A 25117-nucleotide genomic window follows, 5' to 3' on the forward strand; every position below is an offset into this window, starting at 1 on the left:
GTGCTGCTCGATATCGAGAACCTCACCGTCGCGTTGCCCGGCGCCGAGACGCGCCGGCCCGTCCTGGACGAGGTCGCTCTGACCGTGGAACCCGGGGAGGTCGTCGGCCTGGTCGGGGAGTCCGGTTCGGGGAAGTCCACGACGGCCCGCGCCGTCCTGCGGCTCCTGCCCGAGGGCGCCTCGGTCCGGGGACGCGCGAGCGTCGGCGGGACCGACGTGCTCGCCGCCTCCCCCGCCGAACTGACCGAACTCCGCTCCCGTCGGGTGTCCATGGTCTTCCAGGACCCGCGTTCGGTGCTCAACCCGGTCCGGCGCGTGGGCGACTTCCTCACCGAACGCCTGATCCTGGCCCTGGGCACGCCCAAGGCCGAGGCCCGCGCCAAGGCGTTGGACCTCATGACGGAGGTGGGGCTGAACCGGCCCGAGGAACGTTTCCGTCAGTACCCGCACGAGATGTCGGGGGGCATGCTGCAACGGGTCGTGCTCGCCGCGGCCCTGGCCACCGAACCCGAGCTCCTGCTCGCCGACGAGGCCACCAGCGCCCTGGACGCCACCACCCAGGCCGAGGTGCTCTCGGTCCTGCGCGACCTGCGGGAGAGCCGGGGCATGGGCGTCCTGTTCATCACCCACGACCTGCATCTGGCCGCCGCCTACTGTCACCGTGTGCACGTGATGTACGCGGGCCGGGTGGTGGAGTCCCGTGAGGCGTCGGCGCTGTTCGCCGACCCGCGCCACCCCTATACGCGGGGGTTGATCGCCTGCAACCCGGGCCTGGACTCCGACCTGGCCCCCGAGCCGATCCCCGGCTCGCCGCCCTCGTTGTCCACCGCCTTCGACGGCTGTCCGTTCGCCCCGCGCTGCCCCGAGGCGATCGACGCCTGTACGACCTGGCGACCGCGCACGCACGCGCTGCCCGACGGCGGTGTGGCCTGTCTGCGGGCGGAGAGGGAGGACGGCGGGACCGAGACCGTCGACGCCGGAACCGAAGGGGCGGACACCCTCCGCCGGGACGAGGAGACACGATGATCCCGAACGAACCGGCTCTGTCTGTGAGCGGACTGCGCAGGGCCTTCCCCATGGGCCGAGGCGTGCCGGACCTGGTGGCGGTGGACGACGTCTCGTTCGAACTCGCGCCCGGCGGCTCCCTGGGCGTGGTCGGCGAGTCCGGCTCCGGCAAGAGCACCGTGGCCCGGATGCTGGTGGGCCTGGAACGGCCCGACTCCGGGGAGATCCGGGTGGCGGGTCGGACCCGAGGGGTCCGTGAACGCGGCCGCGCCGCGCGCCTGCGGCGGGCCCGGGAGATCCAGCTGGTCTTCCAGAACCCCCTGGAGTCCCTGGACCGACGGCTCACCGCGGCCCAGTGTCTGCACCACGTGTTGCGGCTGCACGGGGCGGACCGCGCCGAGGCCGACCGGCGCGCCCTGGAGCTCCTCGAACAGGTGGGGTTGGGCGCCCGGGAGGCGGAGGCACGGCCGCACCGGCTCAGCGGCGGTCAACGTCAGCGGTTGGCGATCGCCCGCGCGTTGGCGGCGGGCCCCTCCGTGCTCGTCCTGGACGAGGCGGTCTCCGCGCTGGACGTGTCGGTACAGGCGCAGATCCTGCGCCTGCTGGCCCGGATCCGTGAGGAGTCCGGGGTGTCCCTGGTCTTCGTCTCGCACGACCTGGCCGTGGTCGGACAGGTCACCGACGAGGTCCTGGTCATGTACCGGGGGCGGGCGGTCGAGCACGGTCCGACCCGGCGGGTCCTGCGCGAGCCGGAGCACCCCTACACGCGCATGCTGGCCTCCAGCGTGCCGGGGCCGGGCTGGGACCCGGCCGAGGTGGTGCGTCTGCGCGCCGAGTTCGCCGCGACCGCACAGGCGTGACGGGCCGGCCCCGCGTGCGGGCGGGGCCGGTCCGGGTCCATGAGGGCGCGGGTCAGTCGGTGAGGGCCGTCAAGGCCTCCTCGGCCGCCCGACGGCCCTGACGCAGCGCGCCGTCCACGTGCTGGTAGCCCTCGGCCGCCAGGTCGGAGCAGGCCCAGCCGATGGGGCCCACGGGCGAGCGCTGCTCGGCCCCGTAGCGGTGCAGGCCGCCGAGGTCGTAGCTGGCGGCGTAGGCGCCCCGGGTCCATTCCTCGGAGGCGAAGTCCGACTCGAAGTAGACGTCGGGCTCCAGTGCCTCCTCCCCCAGGTAGTTCGCGAGGGAGCGCAGGATCGTGTCCCGACGTTCCTCGGCGGGACGGCGCAGCAGGTCGTCGGCGACCTCGTCGGAGACGAAGGCGACCAGGGTGCCGCGCGTGTCCCCGTGGTTGGTGTTGTCGTAGACCTCCTGGCAGGGCTCCTCGGCGCCGAAACCGGTGCCGGACAGGCCCTTGTCGCGCCAGAAGGGGCGCTCGTAGACCGCGTGGACCTTGATGACCAGGCCCATCGAGGTGTGCTGGTGCATCTGCTGCTGGAACCAGGGCAGCGCGGGTTCGAAGGAGATCCGCGAGTAGAGGGTGGGCGGCACGGCCACGATCACCCGGCGGGCCCGAACGGTGACGCGTTCGGAGACGACCGTGACGCGTTCCTCGGACGAGACGCCCTCCCCACCCCACCGGATGGTCCGGACCGGGGTCTCCAGGTGGACGGTGCCCTCCTCCAGGGCGCCCGCCATGGTCTGGGAGACCGACTGCATGCCTCCGACCACACGGCGGTCCAGGATGAAGTCCTCGTCCACGAGGTGGGAGAAGGATCCGGCCGAGGCGGCCATGAGCACGGCCTGGAGCGTGGAGAAGGCGTGGGCGGGTTTGGTGAGCATGCCGCCGGCCATGAAGATGCCGATGTTCTCCCGGGCGGCCTCGTCGTCGGTCTGGCGGCGCAGCCACTCGGTGAAGGTGACGGTGTCCAGTTCGCGGGCGAGCGGGTGGTCCCAGGGGCGTTCGGCGCCGATCTCCTCGACCAGGCCGTCCAGGGTCGCGATGATCCGGGCCATCTCCTTCTCGGTCCGCTCCCCCGCCGGGAACATGTCGCCGGTGTACTCGTGGCGGGAGCCGTCGGGGGCCAGGTAGACGTTGGCGCCCTCGCGGTGGCGCGGATAGGTGCTCATCCCGAGCTCGTCCAACAGGCCGAGCAGTGCGGTCTGGTCGGGCGAGACCCACTGTCCGCCCAGTTCCAGGAAGGCCCCGTCGACCTCGCGGGACCAGGTCCGTCCGCCCACCCGGTCGCGGGCCTCCAGGACGGCGACGGTCCGGCCGGCGGCCTGGAGGGTGCGTGCGGCCATCAGCCCGGCGGGGCCGGCGCCCACGATCACGACATCGCGTTCGAGGACCTCGTCGCTGCCGATGACGTGTGTGCCGCTCATGGGTGCGCTCCTTCGACAAATTAAATGAACAACATTCATTAATAGGTACGACGTCGCCCCTGTCAAGTACGAACGTCGAGAACGGGTCGGTCGGCCGCGCGGGTCGTCGATCCCGCACGCGCCGCTTCTAGACTGGTCGGGGAACCGTGTCGACACCCCCACAGGAAGCAGGCGTCAGTGAGCCAGGGAACGCACAGCGGACGAGGCCGGGGCAGACCCTCCTCGCCGGTCCTGTCACGCGAACGCGTCACCCTGGCCGCGATCAGGATCGTGACCGAACAGGGCTACCGACACCTGACCATGGCCGCGCTGGCGCGCGAGCTCGGGGTCGCCGCCTCGGCGCTGTACAACCACGTCTCCTCCAAGCGCGACGTGCTCATCCTGTTGCAGGAACGCGTCAACGAGCGGATCGACGACTCCGCGTTCGGCACCGAACCCTGGGACCGGGCGCTGCGACAGTGGGCGCATTCCTACCGGCGGTGCTTCATGGAGCACACGGCGCTCATCCCGGTGATGGCGGTCCTGCCGGTCGCCGACTCCCCCCGCACCCTGCGCATGTACGAACGCGTCACCCGCGCGCTGAACGACGCCGGGATCGTCGGCGCGGACGCGGTGGACATCATCGTCGGCGTCGAGGCGCTGGTCTTCGGTGCCGCCTACGACGCCTCCGCCCCGGCCGGCATCTTCGATCCGGGCGATCTGGAGGACCTGGCCCCCACCTTCACCCGCTTCGCGGCCCAAAGGTCGGCCGACCCCCGGGCCGCCGCCGACCGGGCCTTCGAGCTCGCGCTCGACGCCCTGATCGACGGCCTGCGCCGGAAGTACGCCGCCTGAGCCTCGTCCCTCGGGTCAGATCTCCAGCGCGTGCATGACGTGCTTGACCCGGGTGTACTCCTCCACCGAGTACAGCGACAGGTCTTTGCCGTAGCCCGAGTGCTTGAAGCCGCCGTGCGGCATCTCGGCCGTGAGCAGCACGTGCGTGTTCACCCAGACGCAGCCGAAGTCCAGGTCGCGGGTCAGGCGCATCGCGGCGCCGTGATCCGAGGTCCAGACACTGGCGGCCAAGGCGTAGTCCACACCGTTGGCCAGCTCCACCGCCTCCTTCTCGGAGGTGAAGGTCTGCACGGTCAGGATCGGCCCGAAGGTCTCCTCCTGGACCAGCTCGTCGTCCTGGCGGACGCCGGTGATGACGGTGGGCTCCACGAAGAAGCCGTCGCCCTCGACCGCCTTGCCGCCGGTGACCACGGTGGCGTGCTCGGGGAGACGGTTCAGCTTGTCGGTGACCGAGGCGAAGTGCCGGGCGTTGTTCAGCGGACCGTAGTCGTTGCGGGATTCGTCGGCGTCCCCGGTGCGGGTGCCGCGCGCCGCCTCGGCCAGCAGCTCCACCAGCCGGTCGTGGGCGCTCTCCTCGACGAGCACCCGGGTGACGGCGGTGCAGTCCTGGCCCGCGTTGAACGTGCCGAACTCCACCAGGGCCTTGGCCGTGGCGGCCAGGTCGGCGTCGGCGAAGACCACCGCGGGGGCCTTGCCGCCCAGTTCCAGGTGGCCGCGCTTGAGCCCCTGGGCGGCCGAGGCCGCGACCTGTCGGCCGGCCCGGACCGAGCCGGTGATGGCGACCATGGCGGGTTCGGGGTGCTCCACCATGAGCCGGCCGGTCTCGGCGTCGCCCAGGACGACGTTGAAGACGCCCGCCGGCAGGATCTCGCCGATCAGGCGGGCCAGGACCAGGGTGGACTCGGGGGTGGTGTCCGAGGGCTTGAGCACGATGCAGTTGCCCGCCGCCAGCGCCGGTCCGATCTTCCACACGGCCATGAGCAGCGGATAGTTCCACGGCGTGACCTGGGCGACGACCCCGACGGGCTCGCGACGGACGTAGGAGGTGTGGCCCTCCATGTACTCGGCGGCGGCGCGCCCCTCCAGGGTGCGGGCGGCGCCGGCGAAGAAGCGCAGGTGGTCCACGCCCATGCCGACCTCCTCCTGGGAGATCATCCATCGAGGCTGGCCGGTGTCGCGGTGCTGCGCCTCGACGATCTCGTCGGTGTGGGCCTCCACCGCGTCCGCGATCTTGAGAAGCAGACGCTGGCGCTCCCCCGGGGTGACGTCGCGCCAGGAGGCGAAGGCGGCCCGCGCGGCGGTGAAGGCGGCGTCGACGTCGACGTCGTCGGAGATCGGCGACACCGCGACGGTGGTTCCGTTCGTGGGGTCGACGATGTCGATCGTCCCCTGCCCGTGGGCGTCGACGAAGGCGCCGTCGACGAAGTTCTGGAGGCGACTGCTCATGAGGGCTCCTGACCACCGAGTTAATGATTGTCATTCATTTTAAAGGCCGGGAGAGTGAGGGGCAACACATCCCCTCCCTCGGAGCGCCGCATCCGAGGCTCCGGGCGCGGACGACCGTGGAGCCTTCCCGGAACTGTCCGAACCGGTCCGTAGAGTGCGCGCATGGAGACCTCCGACCCGCGACGGGCCATCGCCGTCGAGCACGCGGCCCTCGTCGCCGACCTGCGGGACCTGACCGACGAGCAGTGGACACGGGAATCGCTCTGCGAGGGCTGGACCGTGCACGACGTGACCGCCCACCTGGGCGCGGGCCTGACCATCGGCGCGTTGGGGTGGATCGTGTCCATCCTGCGCGCGGGCCTGCGGCCCGACGTGCACAATCGCCGACAGATCGCGCGCTTCGCCCGCTCGACCCCGACCGAGACCCTGGAGCGGTTCGCCGCCCTGGGCACCGAAGGGGGCGACCCCGTGCGCCTGCCCTCGGGGGACTCCGCCGCCTGGCTCGGGGAGCTCATCGTGCACGGCGAGGACATCCGGCGCCCCCTGGGGCTGGAGTACGAACCCGCGCCCGAGGCACTGGCCGAGGTGGCGCGCTTCTTCGCCTCCCGCGACTTCGCGGTGAACAGCCGCTCCCAGGTGAAGGGGCTGTTCCTGCGGGCCACCGACGCCGGCTTCACCACGAACGACCCCGACCTGCCCACCGTGGAGGGGCCGCTGCTCGCGCTCGTCATGCTCATGGCCGGACGCCCCGCCCACCTGGACCGGGTGAGCGGTTCGGGGGTGCCCGAACTGCGTCACCGACTGGAGAGATGAGCACCACCCTCTCCATCGGACCGACGCGAGCCGTAAGTCTTCCCCGACCGGAGGGTGAGAGGCCCCTTCCCTCGCCGGAACGGTACGGGACCCCAGGTAGAGACCGCTTCCCGACGGACAACCCGGCCATATCGGACGGACATGGCGGCCGAGGAAACCCCGCCATGTCCTCTCACCGGGCGAGACTTCCCCTTCTTCCCTCGGAAAAACCACTTTTCTTTCCCACACCGACCTCGGAATACTGCTCTGACCGGCGCAGTTGGCTCTCCTGTCGGGTACGAGTCGGCCCCGCCGCCGCACACCCCCCGATCCGTCGATCCTCATCCACCCACGAGCGCACAAGGAAGTACGTGACCAGGAACAACACCCCGAACACCACTGACGAGGGCGCCGACGCGCGCGCCACTCGGCTCGTCATTCCGCTTCTCCTGGTCTCGGCGTTCGTCGTCATCCTGAACGAGACGATCATGGGTGTGGCCCTGCCCGCCCTCAACCGCGACCTGGGCATCTCGGTCTCCACCGGACAGTGGCTGACCTCCGCCTTCATGCTCGTGATGGCCGTGGTCATCCCCGTGACCGGTTTCCTGCTCCAGAGGTTCCACCTCAGACAGGTGTTCATCACCGCGATGACCCTGTTCAGCCTCGGAACCCTGATCTGTTTCCTCGCACCGAACTTCACCGTTCTGCTGATGGGCCGGATCGTGCAGGCCTCCGGTACGGCGATCATGATGCCGCTGCTCATGACCACCGTGCTGAACCTGATCCCCGCCGACCGCCGCGGCCGGACCATGGGCAACATCTCCATCGTCATGGCGGTGGCGCCCGCCGTCGGTCCGACCCTGTCCGGGCTCATCCTGAGCATGCTGGACTGGCGCTGGCTCTTCGGCCTGATCCTGCCGATCGCCCTGCTGGGCCTGGCACTGGGCGCCGCCTTCATCCGCAACATCACCGAGCCGCGCTCGGTGCGCATCGACGTGCTCTCGGTGATCCTGTCCGCCTTCGCCTTCGGCGGCCTGGTCTACGGCTTCTCCAGCCTGGGCAAGGCGGCCGACTCCAGCGCGCCGATCCCGCCGTGGGTCGCGATCGTCGTGGGCGTCGTGGCCCTGGTGCTGTTCGTGTGGCGTCAGATCCTGCTCCAGCGCGAGGACCGGGCCCTGCTGGACCTGCGGGTGTTCCGCTCCCGCCAGTTCTCGATCTCGATCAGCCTGGTGCTGGTCAGCTTCATGGCGCTGTTCGGCACGATCATCCTGCTGCCGATCTACATGCAGAACGTCCTGGGCCACGACACGCTCGCGACCGGGCTCGCCCTGCTGCCCGGCGGTCTGGTCATGGGTCTGTTGGCCCCGTTCGTCGGCCGCCTCTACGACCGGTTCGGCCCGCGTCCCCTCGTCACCCCGGGCGCCGCCCTGGTGACCCTGGTGATGTGGAGCATGACGCAGTTCGGCACCGAGACCCCGATCGGGGCCATCGTCGCCGCGCACATGGTCCTGAGCGTGGGCCTGGGCCTGATGTTCACGCCGCTGCTCACCGGAGCGCTCGGCTCCCTGCCCCAGCGGCTCTACTCCTACGGCAGCGCCGTGGTGGGCACCGTCCAGCAGGTGGCGGGCGCCGCGGGCACCGCGACCTTCATCGCGGTCATGTCCGCCGTGGCCGCGAGCCGGGCGGCCGAGGGCGCCGACACCGTCGTCGCCGAGGCCGGAGGCATCCACGTCGCCTTCATCCTGGGCGCGGTGATCACGACCCTGGCCTTCTTCGCGACCTTCCTGGTCCGCAGGTCGACCGCGCCCGCCGAGGAGGGCACCCCGGCGGCCCCGGCCGTGCACTGACCCGGATCCGACCCCGAGGGGGCGGTGGCCGCACACGCGGCCGCCGCCCCCTCTTCGCGTTCGGAGAGCCCCCACCCTGACCCCGATTTGAGACTTTTCCAGCAGATATCGAGGAGCGGTCGAGAAAAGTGTCTACGAGTGGTTCAACGATAACGTTGAGGTCTACGGGGCCGGGCGCGCGATCGGCCTTCGACCAGGGGAGGAACGACAGGGTGTCCTCCCCCTATGGGAGGAGGACCCATGAACGACCACGACCCCCGAGAATTCGCCTTGGGCGACGACGAACGTCGCGAGCTCGGCCGCTGGGCGGCCGAGGGGGCCGCGCGGGCACTGGCACTCTTCGAGTCCCGGGCACCGGACGAGGCCCGGCCTCGGAAGGCCTTCGAGGAACTGCGCGCCTACAACGCCGGGGGCCCCAGGACCGCCCGCCTGCGTTCGGCCATCTGGACGGCCCTGTCCTGCGCCGAGGAGACCGACGATCCGGTGGCCGAGGCCGCGGCGCGCTCGATCGGGGTGGCGGCGGGCACCCCCTTCGTGCACGCCCTGGCCACCCCGCACCAGTCCAAGCACCTGCTGGCGCCGACCGCCTACCGGATCCGCGCCCGATCCCTCCTGGCCACCGGTGGTACGGACGCGATCGCCGACGAGGAGATCCACTGGGCGACCGCGCACGCCTCACCGACCGTCCGACGAGTGCTGCGGCGCTTCCCCGCCCGTGCCGACGGCCGCAGGTGGATGAGCGCGCTGATGTACCGGCTCGACGTCGAGCTGCGGCGGACCGCTTAGGGCCTCAGGCGAACATGGTCGCGGCCCGGTCGAGGACCCCCTGGGGCAGGTAGTCGCTCCGCACCCGTACCGGCCACCCCTTGGCCCGGGCCAGACAGGCCAGGGCCAGGGCGTCGAGGTCGATCAGGCCGTCGGGGTCCTCGGCCCGCTCGCCGATGCCATGAGCGTCCCGGTGCTCCTCCAACACGTCGACCAGGGCCAGGTCGAACCCGTCCCGATCCTGCGCCACCAGCTGGGAGAGCAGGATGACCGGGGGCGGCGGGTAACCGGGCACGTCATAGGCGGTGAGCGCTTCGAGCGCCCGATCCAGCGCCTCCTCGACCCTCGGATTCGGAGGCACGTCCTCCTCGGGCCACCGGAGTCGATCCACCTCGGAGCCCAGATAGGCCAGGAACGCCTCCCTGTAGTGGGAGTAGACGGAAGGACCATCGCCCCCGCGCAGGTACTCGGCCCCGATGTGCGCGCGCAGCCTCTCCAAGAGCTCTCGCGAACCGGACATGAGAGCGTACTGAAGGGAGGTCCGCAACCGTCCTCCCGTGACACGGGAGTTCGGCTCGAAGGTACGCATCGGCGCGGTCGTCTCGCCGATGGTCACGTCGACGGTGTCGTCCTCGGCCGCCGCGCAGTCGAACAGCGCGACCATGTACTGGGCGGCGTGTTCGAGGGCGGCGAGCTGACGCGGATGCCGTGCCTCCGGATCCACGACCGAACAGAAGCGGAACCCGAGGATCTCCCCATCGCTCGCCCACTCCAGAGCGCGGGGGATCTGTCCCCGAAGGATCTGCGGCCTCCGGATCCTCTGGAGTTTCTCGTCCTCGTATTGGAACGTCTTCTCGAACGACCGCTCTGTCGAGAACCCCTCCGTGGGACGCTCGACCGTCAGAGTCCCACGCGAGAGCGCCGCCAGGGCCTCGGGGTCCTTGTCCTTTCCGTAGGGACCCACCCGACGGCCTCCGCTTCCGGCCCCTTCGACCAGGTGGCGGGGCAGATAGTCGGACTCGAACGGCATCTCCCAGCCCTCGACCCGCACCGCCAGTGCGGCGAAGGCGAGCTCGGTCAGCGGGAGCAGCCCCCTGAGGTTCCGTTCCCCGGAGTGGTCCCGCAACCAGGTCAGGCGCACGGCCATGGTCGCCCAGAACGCCTCCTGGTCGCGGGCGAGTAGAGCGCGCAGGAACAGCAGGTCGTGGTCGATCGACCCCGGCTCGACACGGTCGTCGTCGGAGTCCGGGGAGAGGGAGTCCAGAATCGGGCCCAGCGCGGACCACACGTACTTCTCCAACTGATCCCGCTCGGCGCCCAGGTGCGGATAGAGGTAGAAGGTCAGCGCCCGCTGCAGGACCTCGTCCTCTCCGAAGTCCGAGGCGAACCGGACGAAGGGATTCTCGTGGTTCTCGTACAGACCGGCGAGAACGCACAGGTACAGCGCCTCGGTCCAGTCGCCGACGGGGACCGCCCTCTCTCCCCGATCTTCGACGCCGGACTCCTCGTCGTGATCCTGGTAGAGGACACCGGTGCCGGTATAGGTGAGATTCACGGAGAACTCCGCCGAGCTGGGAGCCCCCTCCAACAGGAGCGCGCCGATCCGCGCCTCGGCCGCGGAGTACAGGGCGGCCCGGATGTCGGCCGTGGCGGAGGGTGCCCGGACCGAGCGCGCCGCCGCGTAGTCCCGCAGGTCGCGGGAGATCATCTCCCAGCCGAACCCGTCCCGGCCGCTGTGCTGTTGCGCACGGACGTCACCGCCGATCCGATCCGTGAAGTCCTCCGTGGCCTTCGCGATCGCCTTGTCGTCGACCTCGTGCCGTTCGATCCGCAGGGTCACCGGGCCCTCTCCCCATCACGTCGTCTTCCTGAACGGGACAGAGTCTGGCAGGGGGCGACGACAGACCGGAGCCGGCCGGGGACCGGCTGTGCCGGGGCGCCCCGTCGGCCTCGAACGACGGGGCGCCCCGCCCTCACACCGTGATCTTCCGCGCGGCCTCCAGGGACAGGCGCGGCCAGGACTCGACGTCCCGCAACAGCCCCCGATCGTGGGTGGAGACCACGACCGCCGCCTCGGTCGCCTCCAGGGCCTCGGTCATCTCGTCGACCAGCGCGATCGACAGGTGGTTGGTGGGCTCGTCCAACAGCAGCACGTGCGGGCGCGAGGCCAGCACCAGCGCCAGGTCCAGGCGACGCCGCTGTCCGGTGGAGAGCTCCTCGACCCTCTTGCCGATCTCCCGGGGACGCAGCAGCCCCAGCGAGGCCAGGCCCACGACCTCGTCCGGACGCAGCCTCCCCCGGGACACGAGCCGGTCCACGTGGGCCCGATAGAGGTCTCCGGCCCGCTGTTCGGACGAGGGCGCCGATTCCTGACGCAGCGCCACGACCCGGGCCTCGGACGATCCGTACACCCGGCCGCTCGAGGGTTGCAGGTCGCCCGCGAGCACCGACAGCAGCGTCGACTTGCCCGCGCCGTTGGGGCCGGTGACCACCAGCCTCGATCCGCCGCGCAGGGTGAGCGAGGTCGGTGCGTCCAGACGGCCGGCCACGGTCACCTCCTCGGCGACCAGCAGCGTGGTGCCCGACCGGGTGGGCAGGTCCGGGAAGCGGAACGGCCGCGGTGGTTCGGGCATCGTGACGGCGTGGGCCTCCAGGTCGGCCCGGCGGCGGTGGACGTTGGCCACCACTCCCCCGGCACGGGTGGCGCGCTGATGCTTGCTCGTCCCCTTCTCCGGACGCCACCCGGAGACCAGACGGTTCTGGGCGGCGCTGAGCAGGTCTTGGAGACGGGCCCGTTCGGCCTCTTGACGCAGGTACTCCTGTTCCCAGCGTTCCCTTTCGGCCCGGTGGCCCCGACGGTAGCCGGCGTAACCGCCGCCGTGGACCCGGGGACGGTCGTCGTCGGTCGGGTCCAGGTCCACCACGGTGCGGGCCACGTCCGAGAGCAGGGCGCGGTCGTGGCTGACCACGACCACCCCTCCGGAGCGTCCGCGCAGCCGTTCGGTGAGGAAGTCCAGACCCGCGCGGTCCAGGTGGTTGGTGGGCTCGTCCAACAGCAGGAAGTCGTCCTCCGACCCCAGCAGGCAGGCCAGCCCGACCCGGTAGCGCTGCCCGACGGACAGTTCCGTCAGCCGTCGCGAGTGGTCGGGTTCGGCCCCGAGCGCCTCCAGGGCGACCTGGACCCTGCGTTCGGCGTCCCAGGCCTCCAGGGCCTCGGCCCGTTCCAGTGCGCGGGCGTAGCGTTCGTCGGCCCCGGGTTCGCCCGCTCCCAGGGCGAGGCCGGCGGCGTCGAGTTCGGCGAGCGCCGCCAGGGAGTCGGCGACGGCGTCCGCGACGACCCGGCCGACGGTGCGCTCGTCCTCGGTGGACATCTCCTGTTCGGCCAGGCCGAGCGTGCCGACCAGGGTGACGGTGCCCTCGTCGGGCACGAGCGTTCCGGCCATGACGTGCAGGAGCGTGGACTTGCCCCGACCGTTCTCCCCCACGATCGCGATACGGGAGGTGGGGGTGACGGTCAGGTCGGTGTCGAAGAGGACCCGTCGGGAGCCCCGGGTGACGGAGACTCCGGACAGGACGAGTTGGGCGCGCGAACGCGCGGGAAGAGCGGTGGGCATGTGTTCCCTCTCTGAGGGCACGCCGAGGACACCCGAGTGGCGGGGTGGTGGGCGTGCCGGTAACGGCGCCCTCGATGGGGCGGGGTCGCCTGGGCCGTCACCGGGCTCGGATGACTCGACGAGCGCGGTGGGCCGGCGGTGCCGTTACAGATAGAGCTGGAAATGCATGCCCACAGGTTAACGCGGGACCGTCATCCCGCCCAAGGGGTTTTTCCGCACCCCTCACGTGTGCTCCACCACCCCGGGCCCTACCCGGAAGACCTCTTCCTCAAGGGTGTCCCTCGCGCTCGGCCCGGTACCCCTCCGTCACGGCGGTCGCCCCTCGCAGGAAACGGTCGACGATGGACAACTCCTCCGGGGAGAACCGCTCCATGACCTCGACGATCCGCTCGTCGAGGCCGCCCCAGTAGGTCGTATGAGCGCGTTCGGCCTCCTCGGTCGGGAGCAGGAGCACCTTTCTACGGTCTCCGGTGTCCCGCACCCGACGGAGGTGACCGCCCCGCTCCAGCCGGTCGACGACGGCCGTCACCGAGGCCGAGGGCAGCCGCAGCTCCCGCCCCAGCCGTCCCGGGGTGATCGGTTCCGGTTCCGTGACCCCGCTCCGCCCGTCGGCCCTGGACGCCTCCAAGACCAGGAGGAGCGCCTCCCCCTCCACGCCTTGGAGTCCACGTAGGCGGTCGAAGGTCTCGCCCGTCCTGGCCAGGGAGAGCGCCGAGGCGTAGAGGTGGTCGGCCGTCCGCCGCCGTCCGGGGTTGTGTCGTTCCATGCCCCCATCATATTATCTCCGAATCGGAGACATCTCGTTTTGGAGAGAGTCTGATGGTGAGAGACCACGCGCTGGATCGGTGGCGCTCCACCGGATCGGCGGGAGAGGCCGTCCTGTTCGACATGTTCGATGGCCTCCACCCGATACGGAACGTCTGGGGTCTCAGCGACCCGGACGTGCACTGGATCGACGGCCGCTGGACGATGTTCCTGGGCGGGGTCACCCCCCGTCTTCGGGTCCTGTTGTTCACCGCGGCCCTCCCCGCGGGAGCCCCGCTCTCCTGCGACGAGTGGTCACTGGTCACCGTTCCCGGGAACCCACGCCGAGCGGCCCCCGTGGCCCCCGCACCGCCCAAGGGTCTGTGGGACTCACGGGGGATGCACACCCCCTCCTACGTGCGCGGCCGTGTCCAGGGCGGGCCGGAGGAGGAGCGGATCTACTACGCGGGACAGTCCTCCCGCTCGGTCACCGGAAGGAAGAGCAGATACTCCATCGGTTTCCTGACCAGGACACCCGACGGTTGGAGACGGCACGGGGCGCCGGTGCACGTGGGCACGCACGAGCGTCCCAGCGTGATGGAACCCTTGGTCCGTTACGACGACGGCCTCTGGCGCATGTGGTACCTGTCCACCCCTCACGAGGTCGGTCGCGGTGAGATGCCCGACTACCGACTGGAGTACGTGGAGGGAACGGACGGCGTCACGTGGAGCACCCCACGTGTGCTGTTCTCCACCGAGGACGGATACTTCGACAACGCCGTCCTCAAGGTGGACGACCACTACGAGATGGTCGTGGCCCGGGGCACGAACCTCCATGGCACCCCCGACTTCCCCGCCCAAGGGCTGTGGTGGCTGCGCTCACCCCGCCCCTCGGGCTCTCGGGAGGAGTGGACGAGGACACCGGTACGGCTGTTGGACACCGACGTCGACCCCTCCCCGTGGTTCGGCGACGGAGGCTGCGGCCCCTCGTTCCACTACGGCGACACCGACGCGGACCGGAACACGATGTACGTCTTCTTCACCGGCACACGAGCACGGACTCCATGGTGGAAGGCCGCCCTCCATCGACTGTCGCTTCGGCGCGGTCTTCCCATGCCCACCCCCTTTCACCTGGCCACCGGCCGGATCTCCCTGCCCGGCTTCCGGCCTCGGACCGGGGAGGACCCTCCGCCCTCTCCATGACGCTTCCGTCGGAAAGGACACTCCTACCGCCCAGAGCCCGCACCCCCGTGTTCACAGGGCCTCCCGGCGCGTCGGATGATGGTCCGGACCGTCCCCCTTCCCCCTAACGGAGGCCACGATGATGGGAAGCTCGCACGCCGCCACCGGTCTGCTCACCGGAGCGGTCGTCGGCGCGCTGGCCGGAACGGAATGGACCGACGTCCTGGTGTGCGCCGCCGTCGGCGCGGGCGCCGCCCTCCTCCCCGATCTGGACGAGCCCGGGTCGACCGTCGGGCGCAGCCTCGGCTTCGTCTCGGAGAAGACCTCCGAGGGTCTGCGGGCCCTGTCCCGGCGGGTGTACGCGGCGACCTCGACCGAACGGGAGGGCAGAGGCGACGGCGGGCATCGGCATCTGACCCACACCCTTCCCGCCGTGCTGGTGTTCGGGGCCCTGGGCTGGCTGGTGGCGCTCTTCCAACCGGTCGGGACGGCGCTGGTGGTGCTGGCCATGGCGGCGTTGGGGGCCGGTACGGTCGCCCGTTCGTTGAAGGGGTGGGGGCCGCTGCGCACACGGCGGCGGGCGGCCCTGGTCGTGGCGATCGTCCTGGCCGTGGTGGCGGCGTTCGCCCCCGGAGGCGCGGCGTGGATGATCGGTCTGACCGTGGCGGTGGGCGCGCTCACGCACGTGCTCGGGGACTGGTTGACCCGGAGCGGCGTCCCCCTGGCCTGGCCGTTCGTGCACCGGGGCAAGCGGTGGTGGATGTTCCGCTCTCCGGTGGCCTTCCACACCGGCAAGAGTCCGGTGGAGGTGGCGATCCGATGGGTCTCCCTGGCGGGGACCCCGGTGGTGGCGTTCCTGGCGGTCCCCACCGTCCCCGTGGGCTGAGCCCCTTCCGCTCGGGGCCTCAGGGACTCCTGTCGAAGCGGGCGAACCGGACCAGGGACCACACGGCGACGCCGCACAGGGCCGCCCAGGCGACCCACAGCACCCAGATGAGGGGGGTGAGGCCGATGATCAACGTCGCGCTCGCCGTGGCGAGAAGGAACATGACGTTGGTGATGACGGTCCACTCGACCGCCTTGCGGGCCCTGTCCTCGGCTTCCACGCCGCCTCCTCGTCATCGTGAACGGGGTCGTGTTCGGGGAAGCGGCACCGCCGGCGGTGCCCTGTCGCCCCTTCCCCGTCCTCGTACCCGCGGGCCCTCGTGGAGCGGGGGCGGTGGCCGGTTCCGGTCTCGGGCCGCGTGAACCGGGGCGCGCGAGGGCGGGCGTCCCCTCATATGGAAGGGGACGCCCGCCCGAGGAGGAACGGTCCGGGTCAGTCCACCCCGGCCGCCTCCAGGGTGCGCGGGTCCGGAGCCTTGGTGAGGAGGCTGGCGGCCACCAGCGCGATCACGGCGGCGGGCAGCGCCACGATCACCCCGTTGAAGCCGCCGGGCGCCCCGACCAGTTCCCAGCCGATGGTGACCGCCGATCCGACGATCAGGGCGGCCACCGCCCCGGCGGTCGTGGCCCGCTTCCAGAACAGGACGGCCAGCACCGCGGGGGTGATCGCCGCTCCGTAGACCGTGTACGAGTACATCTGCAGGTCCAGGACGGTCGGGAAGTACAGGCCCAGGGCGATCGCGATGAGGGCGATGGCCACGATGGACAGGCGCTGCACGACCAGGGTGCCCCGGTCGCCCACCTTGTTCCCGCCGAACCTGGCGAACAGGTCGAAGGCGACGTTGGAGGCGGCCGAGAGCATGAACGAGGAGCCGGTCGTGATGACGAAGGCGACCGCGCCGGCCAGCAGCAGTCCGCCGATCAGGGTGGGCACGTGGCCTTCGGAGGCCAGGCGCAGCACGGACTCGTCGCCGTTGATCCCGGGCATGAGCACGGCGGCCGAGGTGGCCAGCAGGATCACGGGGATGAAGACGAAGAAGCTCGCGCCGAGCATGCCCAGGGTGGAGGTGCGCGCGGAGCGCTCGTCCTTGGCGGCGGCCAGGCGCTGGTAGAGGTTCTGGTCGGCGAGCAGGAGCAGGAACAGGGGCAGGAAGTAGCCGAGGAGCTGGAGCGGGCTCAGGCCTCCGCTCGGGGTGGTGGCGACCTCGGGCAGCCCCTCCCAGTAGGCGGCCGGGCCGCCGATCACCATCAGGACCAGGGGCACCGACGCCACCAGCGCGCCCAGGACGAGGATGGCCGAGACGAAGTCGGTGTAGGCGACGGAGAACAGTCCGCCGGTGACGGTAAGGACGGTGACGACGAGGGCGGTGAGCAGGGCGCCCTGGGTCGGGGTGAGCGGTGTGATGAGCGCGATCACGTAGCCGCCGCCGACGAACTGCGAGGCGACCAGACCGATGTAGGCGACGGTGGTGACGATCGCGGCGACCGTGCGCACGCCGGTGCCGAAGCGGGCTTCGAGCAGTTCGGGGATGGTGTGGCGGGCCGCCCGGCGGATCCGGCGGGCGGCGAACAGCAGGACGAGGATCCCCAGCGGGGTGCCCGCGAAGAAGACCATCCCGGCGATGGGCCCGTGGGTGTACGCGAAGTTGGCGCCACCGATGATGGTGCCCGATCCGACCCAGGTGACCAGGAGGGTCGCGATCATCACGGGGGTGGACAGGCTCCGGCCGGCGAAGAGGAAGTCCTCGCCGCCGCGGACCTTGGAGGGTCGGGAGAAGTACAGGCCGATCCCGACCATCACCAAGAGGTAGAGGGCGAGGATGACCAGGTGGGTCGTTTGCATGGGCTGCCTCGGGAGATACGCGCACGAAGGGGTGAACAGCGGGTGAGGCCAGATGTAACCAGCAACGACGACTGTGATGCAATACTTATTGCATCTTGTGTGACTTGAATCACTCAGAAGAGTTCGGCGTCCCGCCAGAGCCGTTCCGCCGTACGCACCGATTCCAGGGCGTTCTCGCCCCCGACCCGGGCCAACTCCGCCAGGATCGCGTGGACGACCGTCATCGCCGCCGTCAGCGACGGGAACATCCCGGCACCCTCGCTGGGAACGACCACCACCTCGTCGGCCGAGGACACCAGCGGCGACTCGCGCCGGTCGGTGATCAGGGCGACGCGCACCGAACGTTCGGCCGCGATCTCCACCGCCCTGCGCAGCGCCAACGGGAGCATCCACAGATCGCAGACCACGACGAGGTCGCCCTCGCCCATCCGGGCCAGGGCGTTGGTCAACACGGTCCCGGCCGAATCGTGGATGCGCACGTCATAGCCCATGATCACGGCGGCGTGGGAGAGCTGCACGCCCGGAGCGGCGAAGGTCCCCGACCCCAGGACCAGCGTGCGCCGGGACCGGTGGATCGCCGCCGCGATCGCCTCGATCCGTTCGGGTTCGAGCGTCCTCTCCAACAACCTGAGGTTCTCCCGGTCCGCGCGCACGGCGGCCCGCACCGGATCGGCCCCGGACTCCGAATGCTCGGCCAGCACCTCCCCCGCACTGAGCGAGGACAGGTAGCGCGAGCGCAGCTCCACCCGGAGCGCCGGCCAACCGGAGAAGCCCAGGTGCTGGGCGGCGCGCACCACGGTCGCGACGTTGACCTCGGCGCGTTCGGCCACCTCGGCGGCGGTCGCGTAGGAGGCGAAGCGCGGCTCGTCGCGCAGGACGCCCAGCACCCGCTCGGTGGCCCTACCCGGCCGCCCGCGCGCCGACGTCTCCTCGATCCAGTCCGCCATCGATCCCCGATCCTCCCGTTCCGGCGGTCCGGTTCCTCCGGGCCACGCCGTTCTCAGCGATACCACCCCCGTGCGAGAACACGAAGCCGATGCAACGTATATTGCATCTTGTTGTTCCCCGTCCCCCGACACCGCACGCTCGTCCGAACCAGGAGGCTCCCCGTGCCCGACCACCCCCGGCCCACCGTCCTCACGAACACCACCCTGCTCGACCCCGAGGACGGCGCCCTCGCCCCCGGCTCCTGGCTCCTGATCGAGGACGGCGTCATCGCCGCCCGCGACACCGGCGACGTCCCCGCCGGGATCACCGACCGGGCCGAGACCGTCGACCTGGCCGGCGCCACCCTCATGCCCGGACTCATCGACGCCCACGTGCACGTCACCGCCCTCAGTGCCGACCTGGGCTCGGTCTCCGACCACTCGCCCTTCTACGTCGCCGCCTACGCGGCCGGTTCCCTGTCGGCCATGCTCGGACGCGGCTTCACCACCGTGCGCGACGTCGGCGGCGCCGACTGGGGCCTGGCCCTGGCCGTGGAGGAAGGGCTCCTGGAGGGCCCCCGACTGATCTTCGGCGGCAAGGCCCTGTCCCAGACCGGCGGCCACGGCGACTTCCGACCGCGTGGACGCCACGGCAAGGACGGGGACGGCTGCTGCCCCGGGGCCGGCCTGGTCTGCGACGGCCCGATCGAGTTCCGCCGCGCCGCGCGTGAACAGCTGCGGACCGGTGCCCACCACGTCAAGGTGATGCTGTCGGGCGGGGTGGCCTCGCCCACCGACCGGATCGACTCCACCCAGTCCTCCGAGGACGAGCTCCGCGCCGTCGTGGAGGAGGCCGAGGCCGCCAACCGCTACGTCACCGGCCACGCCTACACCGCACGCGCCGTCAACCGGGGCCTGCGTCTGGGGGTCCGCTGCATCGAGCACGGCAACCTCATCGACCAGAGCAGCGTCGAGCTGTTCGTGGAGCACGGAGCGTTCCTGGTCCCGACCCTGGTCACCTACCGCGAACTGTCCCGACAGGGGGCGGAGAACGGGCTGCCCGCCGAGAGCCAGGCCAAGGTCGACACGGTGCTGCACCGGGGTCTGGAGGCACTGCGCATGGCCCATGAGGGGGGTGTGCGCCTGGCCTTCGGAACCGACCTTCTGGGCGGTATGCAGGAACACCAGAGCGGCGAGTTCGCCATCCGCGGTCAGGTCCAGCCCGCCGCGGACGTGATCCGCTCGGCCACCACCGAGGCCGCGGCGCTGCTCGGCCTGGAGGGGGAGATCGGAACGCTGCGCGCCGGGGCCCGCGCCGACCTGCTCATCGTCGACGGCGACCCGATCGCCGACCTGTCCCTGCTGGCCGAGCCCGAGCGCGGTGTCCGCGCGGTCCTCCAGGGCGGCTCTCTGCGACGCGGACGTCTCTGACCTCGAAGACCTCCCGCTCTTCGGCCGGCCCTGCTCGTCGCGGGCCGGCCGACGGTTGTGGGCCCCGCCCCCGCTTCCCGTAGGGTGAGCTTGCTGAACCGGGATACTCCGGACGAAGCGAGATACAGAGAGTTCCGAGAACCGCACCGTGAAGCGTCGAGGACCCGAGTGGGCGACCATCTTCCCTGATCGGGAGGTCCTCGCCGTCGTGCGCAGTGTCCCCGCCGCCGGCCGACTGCTGGACGTGACCTCCCTGCTGGCCGACGATCGGATCGGCGTCACCTTCACCGTCACCCCGGGTTCGGCCTCCGAGTCCGGTGTCGAACCCCTGCTGCGCGCCGCCGGGGTCGAGGACATCGTCCCCTGGGAGGAGGCGGTCGAGGAGCCCCGTCACCTGGCCCTGGCCGCCAGCGGCAAGGGCGACCTGCACCGTCTCGACACTCCGCTGGTGCTCATGCCGCACGGGGCCGGCCACAACCGGCGGGTGGGCGAAAGCCCCGGCTCGCTGGAGGCCGCGTCGGGGCTGGACCCGGCCGAACTCTCCCACGAGGGCGAGCCCATCGCCGCGCGCTTCCTGTTCTCCCACCGGGAACAGCTCGAACGCCTCCACCGCTCCTTTCCCGCCGCGCGCGGACGCGGGGTGGTGGTGGGCGACCCCGCCTTCGACCGCATGCTCGCCGCCGCGGGTCGCCGCGACCGTTACCGGGAGGCGCTCGACGTGGGCGGACGTCGGCTGGTGGTGGTCTCCTCCACCTGGAACCGGGGCTCGCTGTTGGGCGCCCGCCGCGATCTGATCCGCGACCTGTTGGCCGAACTCCCCTACGACGAGTACCGGGTGGCGCTGGTGGCCCACCCCAACGTCTGGCAGTCCCGTGGACGCTCCCAGCTGGAGCTGTGGCTCTCGGAGGAGATCGAGGCGGGGCTGGTGCTGATCCCTCCGTCCGAGGGGTGGCGCGCGGCGTTGACCGCCTCGGACGTGGTCGTGGGCGACGTGGGCTCGGTGACCTACTACGCCGCCGCCCTGGGGCGTCCGGTGCTGCTCGCCGCCTTCGACACCGACGACATCGACCCGGGCTCCCCACTGCTGGAGTTCGGGGCGGCGCTGCCCCGACTGACATCGGTCGGGGTCGCCGACCAGGTCGACCGGGTGCTGCGCTCCCCCATCGCCCCGGTGGCGGATCTGCTCATCGAACACCACGGGGGTTCGGCCGCCCGGCTCCGGTCGGTGCTGTACTCCCTGCTCTCGCTGCCCGAACCCGGACGCGCGGCCTACTATCCGCCCCTGCCCGACCTCGAACCGTGCCCCGACGACGTCACCGCCTGGCGTGTGGCCGCCGAGATCACGACCGTCGGCCCCGAGGCCGAACTCCACCTGCGCCGCCACCCCTCGGCGGCCCCCGGACGCGCGCCCGCACGGGCGGCCACCCGCCCTCTGGTGGTGGACGCCGAGGATACGGTGGTGCCCCGCTGGGACGCGGCCGACGCCTGGTCCCGACGGCGGGCGCGCACCGAACGCGACGCCGGCGCCTGGGCCAAGGAGCGGGTGAACGCCCACCCGCGCGCCCGTGTGGCCGTCGCCTCGACCGGCCCGCGTTCGGCCCTGCTGGTGCACCGTCGCGGAGCGGCGATGCGCGTCCACGACGAGCGGGCCCAAGAGGACGAACGTCCCTTGGACGCCTCGCTGGTGGCCGCCGCCGCGGTGGTCTGGGCGCGCCGGGAGGAGACGTGGCGGGCCTGGCACCGAGGGGTCACGGTCCATGTGGGCGACCGCGTCCTCCGGTTGAGGGGCTCGCGCCCCTCCCCCGAGTTCGACCTTCTCGAAGAGCCCTAGGTCGTGTAGCGGGCGAAGTCGCGCTCGATCCGCCCCGCCTCCTCCTCAAACCTGGATCTGTGTGTTGAGCCGCTCCAGAACGGCTACAGGTGCAAGCTCATCGAGCGTCTGCTCCCCGTTCATGGCAAGGTCACACTGCGGAACCGGGGAGGGAAGGCGCATCCACACCCTCGAGCATCAAACTCCGAGCAGCCCCGCACCGAAACGGTGGACCAGAAACACGATGGCCCCGGTAGCGATAACGAGGCCGCCCACCAAACCCCATCGGAAATAATTCCACCGCTGCGGATCCTCGATGAAGACGTTCTGCGGGGCCGAGTCCCTCAACTCTGCGGCCGCCTGTTCGATCCTGTCGGTGATCTCGTTCAGAGCCGAGGAGGAGCGCGGAAGTCGATCAATGGCCGTACTGATGGCCTGCGCCTCCCCCGGAACCCGATCCAGGACCGCCCAGTCCACACCATCGAACGTAGAGTGAAGTTTGTTCGAGAAGACTTCAAGGTCTTCGAGTCGGCATGCCGCCTTGTTCAAGGCATGCGCGTCATCGGTCAGATTGGAGAGCCTGCGAGCCGAACGTTCCAATGATTCCACGGCGTCGTAATCCAAGGTGGGGCGATAAGGGCGGTCGAAGGCCTCCAGAGCGAGCGACCTGATCGTGTCAACGGTCTCCCGACTCAAGGAACTCAACCCATCGGCGACCTCATCGATACCCTCCCGAACCTCGACCACCGCATCGGCCATGAGCTCCTGCAACCTCTCCTCGTTGAGCACATCGAGCCCATTGAGTTGCGAGGAGCAGTCGCCCTCCCGCTCCTTCTTCCACTTTTGCAAGAGGGACACCGGGTACTCGTGTGCCGTCGCCATACGATCGATCATGGTGTGGTGCGGCTTGCAGAGCAGTATGAGGTTCTCGAAGCTCCGGCGCCCCTCCCTGGTCATCGAGGGGTCATAGCGCGGCCCACCTTCCTCTTCTGCACATATGTGGGCGATCTGAACATTGATGAAAGGTTCGCCCTTGATCACCTGCAACACCGGAACCCGACAGTTCTCTTCGTAGCAGTGGCCACGACTGAGAAGGAAAAGAGCCTTCTCGACACCGGCGAAAATACGATCCTTGCTCATCCGCCACCCCAAGGGGAAGGGGGCATGTTCATGCCCGAAGGTGTAAACGACACTCGGATCGTAGACAGGAGCTCCGACAATCCAAGGCAGCAGAAGATGAGCCCTCTTTCCCCTGGCATCGACCTTCGAACAGCAAAAGCACGAAAGCCGACAATGAGCAGAAAATAGAAAATTCAGGCAATCATGAAATTTTCATCAGGCGCACCCCAGGCATCACCCGTCACACTGATCAACATGCCTTCGTGACCCGAGCCGAAGCCTCAAGACGAACCGCCCCTGGTCGCCTTCGTCCAATCCTCCCTGCGGCGGAGACGGTCACGAGACCTGGTCTTCGACCTTCTCGAAGAGCCCTAGGTCGTGTAGCGGGCGAAGTCGCGCTCGATCCGCCCCGCCTCCTCCTCCAGGTGGTGGTGTCCGGCGACGGTGCCGGCCCAGCGCAGCCGTTCCAGGGCCCGGCCGACCGCGCCGCGCTCGTGTTCCAGTTCGGCGAGGAAACGTGCGGTCTCCACCTGTTTGACCGGTTCGGCCATGACGATGAAGACCTCCAGGGCGCTCTCGGCCTTGACCTCGGCCTCCTCGCCCTGTCCGCTCCGCGCCAGGACCCGGGCCAGGGACAGCCTGATCCGGGCGCGCAGGAGCCTCCAGTCCTCGGCGATCCAGCGGCTCTCACGCGTGGGTTCGGCGCTCTCCAGCTCCCCCAGGCGGCGGTCGGCGATCCGCTCGGCCCGGCACAGTTCTCGGGAGGCCTTCGTCAGGTCGCCGCTCCGGCGGGCCTGGTCGCCGAGCTGGTAGGTCTGCACGGCCTCGCCTCGGGGCAGCCCGACGTCGCGGTGGATGTCGCGGGCTCGGGCGAACAGTTCCGTCGACTCCTCCTCGGGCAGGCCCTCCAGGTGGGGGAAGCGCCCCTTGAGCAGACCCAGGGTCTCCAGCAGGACCGCCCGGTGGCGTTCGTCGTCGGAGCGTTCGGCCGCCCGTTCGGCTTCCTGCACCAGGGGCAGGGCCCGCTCTGCCATCCCGTGCGCGACGTACATTCGGGCCAGGTAGTTGGCGCAGCGTACGATCGCGCCGTCGTGACGCAGGTGGCGGGACACCTCCAGGGCTCGGTGGTAGATCCACAGCCCCAGGGTCAGGCGGCGCCGTCCGTAGCAGGTGGGCCAGACCGCGTCGGCCAGGAGCGGCACCGCCGTGGGCTCGCCCAGTTCCAGGGCCATGGTCATCAGGTCCGGAACGTGGAAGAGCTGGGCGTCCTGCCACTCCATGGCCTCGCCGCGGGTGGAGAAGGGCGCCCGATAGTCCCGCTGGGGGAGGGTGAGTTCGGCCGTGGCGAGTTCCCCGGCGAGCCGGTAGCGCTCTCCGAGCATGGCGCGGTCGGCCAGGTGGTGGGTGACGGTGTAGAAGCGCAGGATCGCGGCCGCGTCCAGACTCCGGTGCTCGTTGTCGCCGTCGCGGACCCGTTCCCGGACCAGTTCCACGAGCCTGCGGTCGCCCCGGGTCCCGGTGTGCAGCAGGCTGGCGTCGGACAGCCGCTCGAGTGTCCGGGGGGCCTGTTCTCCCAGTAGGGTCCGGGCCAGTTCCTCGGAGAAGTCCCGTCCCGGGTGGGTCGAGAGCAGCTCCAGCAGACGGCGTTCGTCGGGTCCCACTCCGGACAGGACGATGTCGACGACGATCTCCGCGCCCGAGAGCGGACGGACGGCGGCGCGGCGGCGTTCGTCGATGGCCTCGACCAGTTCGGCGACGCCGATCTCCTGGACCTCCAGTTGCGCGGCGGCCATCCGCACGACCCCGGGCAGGTGGCCGCACAGTTCCACGAGGCGTTCGGCGGCGGCGTACTCGTCGGGGTCGGTCATCCGCCGTCCCACCCGGCGGAAGGAGCGTAGGAGCGCGAGGGAGTCCCGGGGGTGGAAGACGTCCAGGGGCAGGTGTTCGGCGCCCCGGCTCACCCACGCGCCCAGGGAGTCGAGTCCGGGCTCGCAGGCGGCCACGACCAGGTGCGGGCCGGCCCCGAGCGTGAGGGCGTCGAGTTCGGTGTCGTCGGCGACCCCGTCCAGGAGCAGAAGGAGGCGTTTGCTGCCGGTGACGCCGCGCAGCCGGTCGCGCAGGAGCGCCACGTCGGTCTCCTCCCGCAGGTCGTGGACGTGCAGGTCCCGTAGGAGGGAGCGCAGCACCCCGGCCAGGTCGAGGATGCCCTCCTGGTCGCGCCATCGACGCAGGTCGACGTAGAGGCTGCCCTCTTCGAACCGGTCCAGGACACGGTGGGCGGCCTCGGCCAGGGTGGCGCTCTTGCCGATGCCCTCGCGTCCGCTGAGCAGGGCCAGGGCGCCCTTGCGGTGTTGGAGGACCTGTCCGGCGAGGGTCTCCACGAAGGTGAGTTCCTCGAACCGGTTGACGTGTTTGAGGTCGGCCTCGGGGACCCGGCGCGGGGGCGGTGGCGGTTCGGGCGGGGCGAGGTGGAGGTGTGCGATGTCGCGGGCCTGGATCGCGTTGCCCTGGTTGTCCCGCATCCGGTTGTGGTGTTGGGGGTCCGACACCGTTGG

At 70.6% G+C, this 25117-nt stretch carries 20 protein-coding genes; 10 read left to right on the forward strand and 10 right to left on the reverse strand.

All coding sequences use genetic code 11. The features are described from left to right. Complete coding sequence (locus TR33_RS05215; protein ID WP_084570201.1) at nucleotides 1-1026, forward strand: ABC transporter ATP-binding protein; 1026 nt, start codon at nucleotides 1-3, stop codon at nucleotides 1024-1026. Then, nucleotides 1023-1865 carry an ABC transporter ATP-binding protein gene (locus TR33_RS05220; protein WP_042281775.1) on the forward strand — a complete coding sequence of 281 codons (843 nt, stop codon included), beginning with the start codon at nucleotides 1023-1025 and terminating at the stop codon, nucleotides 1863-1865. Before TR33_RS05215 ends, TR33_RS05220 begins: the two co-directional genes overlap by 4 nt. A 52-nt stretch (nucleotides 1866-1917) precedes the next feature. Here TR33_RS05220 and TR33_RS05225 read toward each other — a convergent pair whose 3' ends face one another. Then, entirely contained in the window at nucleotides 1918-3324 is a 1407-nt protein-coding gene (locus tag TR33_RS05225; protein ID WP_042281777.1) for a flavin monoamine oxidase family protein, read from the reverse strand. A gap of 177 nt (nucleotides 3325-3501) precedes the next feature. Here TR33_RS05225 and TR33_RS05230 point away from each other — a divergent pair, with 177 nt between their 5' ends. Further along, the gene (locus TR33_RS05230; RefSeq protein WP_017534712.1) at nucleotides 3502-4158 is read left to right on the forward strand and encodes a TetR/AcrR family transcriptional regulator; all 657 of its coding nucleotides are present in this window, start codon (nucleotides 3502-3504) and stop codon (nucleotides 4156-4158) included. Between the two features lie 15 nt (nucleotides 4159-4173). On the opposite strand, the gene TR33_RS05235 is transcribed toward TR33_RS05230, so the two are convergent. Next, nucleotides 4174-5604, reverse strand: a complete 1431-nt coding sequence (locus TR33_RS05235; RefSeq protein WP_017534711.1) for a gamma-aminobutyraldehyde dehydrogenase — start codon at nucleotides 5602-5604, stop codon at nucleotides 4174-4176. Between the two features lie 162 nt (nucleotides 5605-5766). Here TR33_RS05235 and TR33_RS05240 point away from each other — a divergent pair, with 162 nt between their 5' ends. The 3 genes from TR33_RS05240 (at nucleotide 5767) to TR33_RS05250 (ending at nucleotide 9029) form a co-directional block, all read left to right on the forward strand. After that, nucleotides 5767-6417: a maleylpyruvate isomerase family mycothiol-dependent enzyme gene (locus TR33_RS05240; RefSeq protein ID WP_017534710.1), complete on the forward strand. Its 651-nt coding sequence runs from the start codon at nucleotides 5767-5769 to the stop codon at nucleotides 6415-6417. 350 nt (nucleotides 6418-6767) lie between these two features. Then, on the forward strand, nucleotides 6768-8243 hold the full coding sequence (locus TR33_RS05245) for an MDR family MFS transporter (RefSeq protein ID WP_042281779.1): 1476 nt from the start codon (nucleotides 6768-6770) through the stop codon (nucleotides 8241-8243). 240 nt (nucleotides 8244-8483) lie between these two features. After that, a complete protein-coding gene (locus tag TR33_RS05250; RefSeq protein WP_042281781.1) occupies nucleotides 8484-9029 on the forward strand; it encodes a putative immunity protein in 546 nt (181 codons plus the stop codon). Nucleotides 9030-9033: 4 nt separating this feature from the next. On the opposite strand, the gene TR33_RS05255 is transcribed toward TR33_RS05250, so the two are convergent. The 3 genes from TR33_RS05255 to TR33_RS05265 form a co-directional block, all read right to left on the reverse strand. Further along, the gene (locus TR33_RS05255; protein ID WP_042281784.1) at nucleotides 9034-10848 is read right to left on the reverse strand and encodes an immunity 49 family protein; all 1815 of its coding nucleotides are present in this window, start codon (nucleotides 10846-10848) and stop codon (nucleotides 9034-9036) included. Nucleotides 10849-10981: 133 nt separating this feature from the next. Beyond that, a complete protein-coding gene (locus TR33_RS05260) occupies nucleotides 10982-12622 on the reverse strand; it encodes an ABC-F family ATP-binding cassette domain-containing protein (protein WP_042281786.1) in 1641 nt (546 codons plus the stop codon). Between the two features lie 268 nt (nucleotides 12623-12890). Beyond that, nucleotides 12891-13388 carry a MarR family winged helix-turn-helix transcriptional regulator gene (locus TR33_RS05265; protein WP_042281787.1) on the reverse strand — a complete coding sequence of 166 codons (498 nt, stop codon included), beginning with the start codon at nucleotides 13386-13388 and terminating at the stop codon, nucleotides 12891-12893. 53 nt (nucleotides 13389-13441) lie between these two features. On the opposite strand from TR33_RS05265, the gene TR33_RS05270 reads away from it, so the two are divergent. Together TR33_RS05270 and TR33_RS05275 are read left to right on the forward strand one after the other, a co-directional pair. Continuing rightward, nucleotides 13442-14569 carry a hypothetical protein gene (locus TR33_RS05270; RefSeq protein ID WP_052358099.1) on the forward strand — a complete coding sequence of 376 codons (1128 nt, stop codon included), beginning with the start codon at nucleotides 13442-13444 and terminating at the stop codon, nucleotides 14567-14569. Nucleotides 14570-14687: 118 nt separating this feature from the next. Further along, nucleotides 14688-15434 carry a metal-dependent hydrolase gene (locus TR33_RS05275; RefSeq protein WP_014910092.1) on the forward strand — a complete coding sequence of 249 codons (747 nt, stop codon included), beginning with the start codon at nucleotides 14688-14690 and terminating at the stop codon, nucleotides 15432-15434. Nucleotides 15435-15453: 19 nt separating this feature from the next. Here the strand turns inward: TR33_RS05275 and TR33_RS05280 are convergent, their stop codons facing one another. The 3 genes from TR33_RS05280 to TR33_RS05290 all read right to left on the reverse strand — a co-directional run bounded on the left by TR33_RS05280 (nucleotide 15454) and on the right by TR33_RS05290 (nucleotide 18223). Continuing rightward, the gene (locus TR33_RS05280; protein ID WP_042281789.1) at nucleotides 15454-15654 is read right to left on the reverse strand and encodes a hypothetical protein; all 201 of its coding nucleotides are present in this window, start codon (nucleotides 15652-15654) and stop codon (nucleotides 15454-15456) included. A 212-nt stretch (nucleotides 15655-15866) separates the two neighbouring features. Then, complete coding sequence (locus tag TR33_RS05285; RefSeq protein ID WP_017534702.1) at nucleotides 15867-17276, reverse strand: sodium:solute symporter family protein; 1410 nt, start codon at nucleotides 17274-17276, stop codon at nucleotides 15867-15869. Nucleotides 17277-17389: 113 nt separating this feature from the next. After that, entirely contained in the window at nucleotides 17390-18223 is an 834-nt protein-coding gene (locus tag TR33_RS05290; protein WP_014911232.1) for a MurR/RpiR family transcriptional regulator, read from the reverse strand. 162 nt (nucleotides 18224-18385) lie between these two features. On the opposite strand from TR33_RS05290, the gene TR33_RS05295 reads away from it, so the two are divergent. Further along, nucleotides 18386-19633 carry a metal-dependent hydrolase family protein gene (locus tag TR33_RS05295; protein WP_042281792.1) on the forward strand — a complete coding sequence of 416 codons (1248 nt, stop codon included), beginning with the start codon at nucleotides 18386-18388 and terminating at the stop codon, nucleotides 19631-19633. A 148-nt stretch (nucleotides 19634-19781) separates the two neighbouring features. Further along, nucleotides 19782-21464, forward strand: a complete 1683-nt coding sequence (locus tag TR33_RS05300) for a hypothetical protein (RefSeq protein WP_042281794.1) — start codon at nucleotides 19782-19784, stop codon at nucleotides 21462-21464. A 177-nt stretch (nucleotides 21465-21641) separates the two neighbouring features. Here TR33_RS05300 and TR33_RS05305 read toward each other — a convergent pair whose 3' ends face one another. Beyond that, complete coding sequence (locus TR33_RS05305; protein ID WP_159068771.1) at nucleotides 21642-22583, reverse strand: HNH endonuclease; 942 nt, start codon at nucleotides 22581-22583, stop codon at nucleotides 21642-21644. Nucleotides 22584-22933: 350 nt separating this feature from the next. Next, a complete protein-coding gene (locus TR33_RS05310; protein ID WP_042281798.1) occupies nucleotides 22934-25111 on the reverse strand; it encodes a type 1 glutamine amidotransferase family protein in 2178 nt (725 codons plus the stop codon). Between the last annotated feature and the right edge of the window lie 6 nt (nucleotides 25112-25117).

The sequence above is a fragment of the Nocardiopsis alba genome (assembly GCF_000710955.1).
Lineage (GTDB): Bacteria > Actinomycetota > Actinomycetes > Streptosporangiales > Streptosporangiaceae > Nocardiopsis > Nocardiopsis alba.

What these genes read in the sequence shown, in the direction of transcription:
- TR33_RS05220 (WP_042281775.1), top strand. Translation starts at nt 1,023, where the DNA reads ATGATCCCGAACGAACCGGCTCTGTCTGTGAGCGGACTGCGCAGGGCC.
- TR33_RS05225 (WP_042281777.1), bottom strand. Translation starts at nt 3,324, where the DNA reads ATGAGCGGCACACACGTCATCGGCAGCGACGAGGTCCTCGAACGCGAT.
- TR33_RS05235 (WP_017534711.1), bottom strand. Translation starts at nt 5,604, where the DNA reads ATGAGCAGTCGCCTCCAGAACTTCGTCGACGGCGCCTTCGTCGACGCC.
- TR33_RS05240 (WP_017534710.1), top strand. Translation starts at nt 5,767, where the DNA reads ATGGAGACCTCCGACCCGCGACGGGCCATCGCCGTCGAGCACGCGGCC.
- TR33_RS05250 (WP_042281781.1), top strand. Translation starts at nt 8,484, where the DNA reads ATGAACGACCACGACCCCCGAGAATTCGCCTTGGGCGACGACGAACGT.
- TR33_RS05260 (WP_042281786.1), bottom strand. Translation starts at nt 12,622, where the DNA reads ATGCCCACCGCTCTTCCCGCGCGTTCGCGCGCCCAACTCGTCCTGTCC.
- TR33_RS05265 (WP_042281787.1), bottom strand. Translation starts at nt 13,388, where the DNA reads ATGGAACGACACAACCCCGGACGGCGGCGGACGGCCGACCACCTCTAC.
- TR33_RS05270 (WP_052358099.1), top strand. Translation starts at nt 13,442, where the DNA reads ATGGTGAGAGACCACGCGCTGGATCGGTGGCGCTCCACCGGATCGGCG.
- TR33_RS05275 (WP_014910092.1), top strand. Translation starts at nt 14,688, where the DNA reads ATGATGGGAAGCTCGCACGCCGCCACCGGTCTGCTCACCGGAGCGGTC.
- TR33_RS05285 (WP_017534702.1), bottom strand. Translation starts at nt 17,276, where the DNA reads ATGCAAACGACCCACCTGGTCATCCTCGCCCTCTACCTCTTGGTGATG.
- TR33_RS05290 (WP_014911232.1), bottom strand. Translation starts at nt 18,223, where the DNA reads ATGGCGGACTGGATCGAGGAGACGTCGGCGCGCGGGCGGCCGGGTAGG.
- TR33_RS05305 (WP_159068771.1), bottom strand. Translation starts at nt 22,583, where the DNA reads ATGAGCAAGGATCGTATTTTCGCCGGTGTCGAGAAGGCTCTTTTCCTT.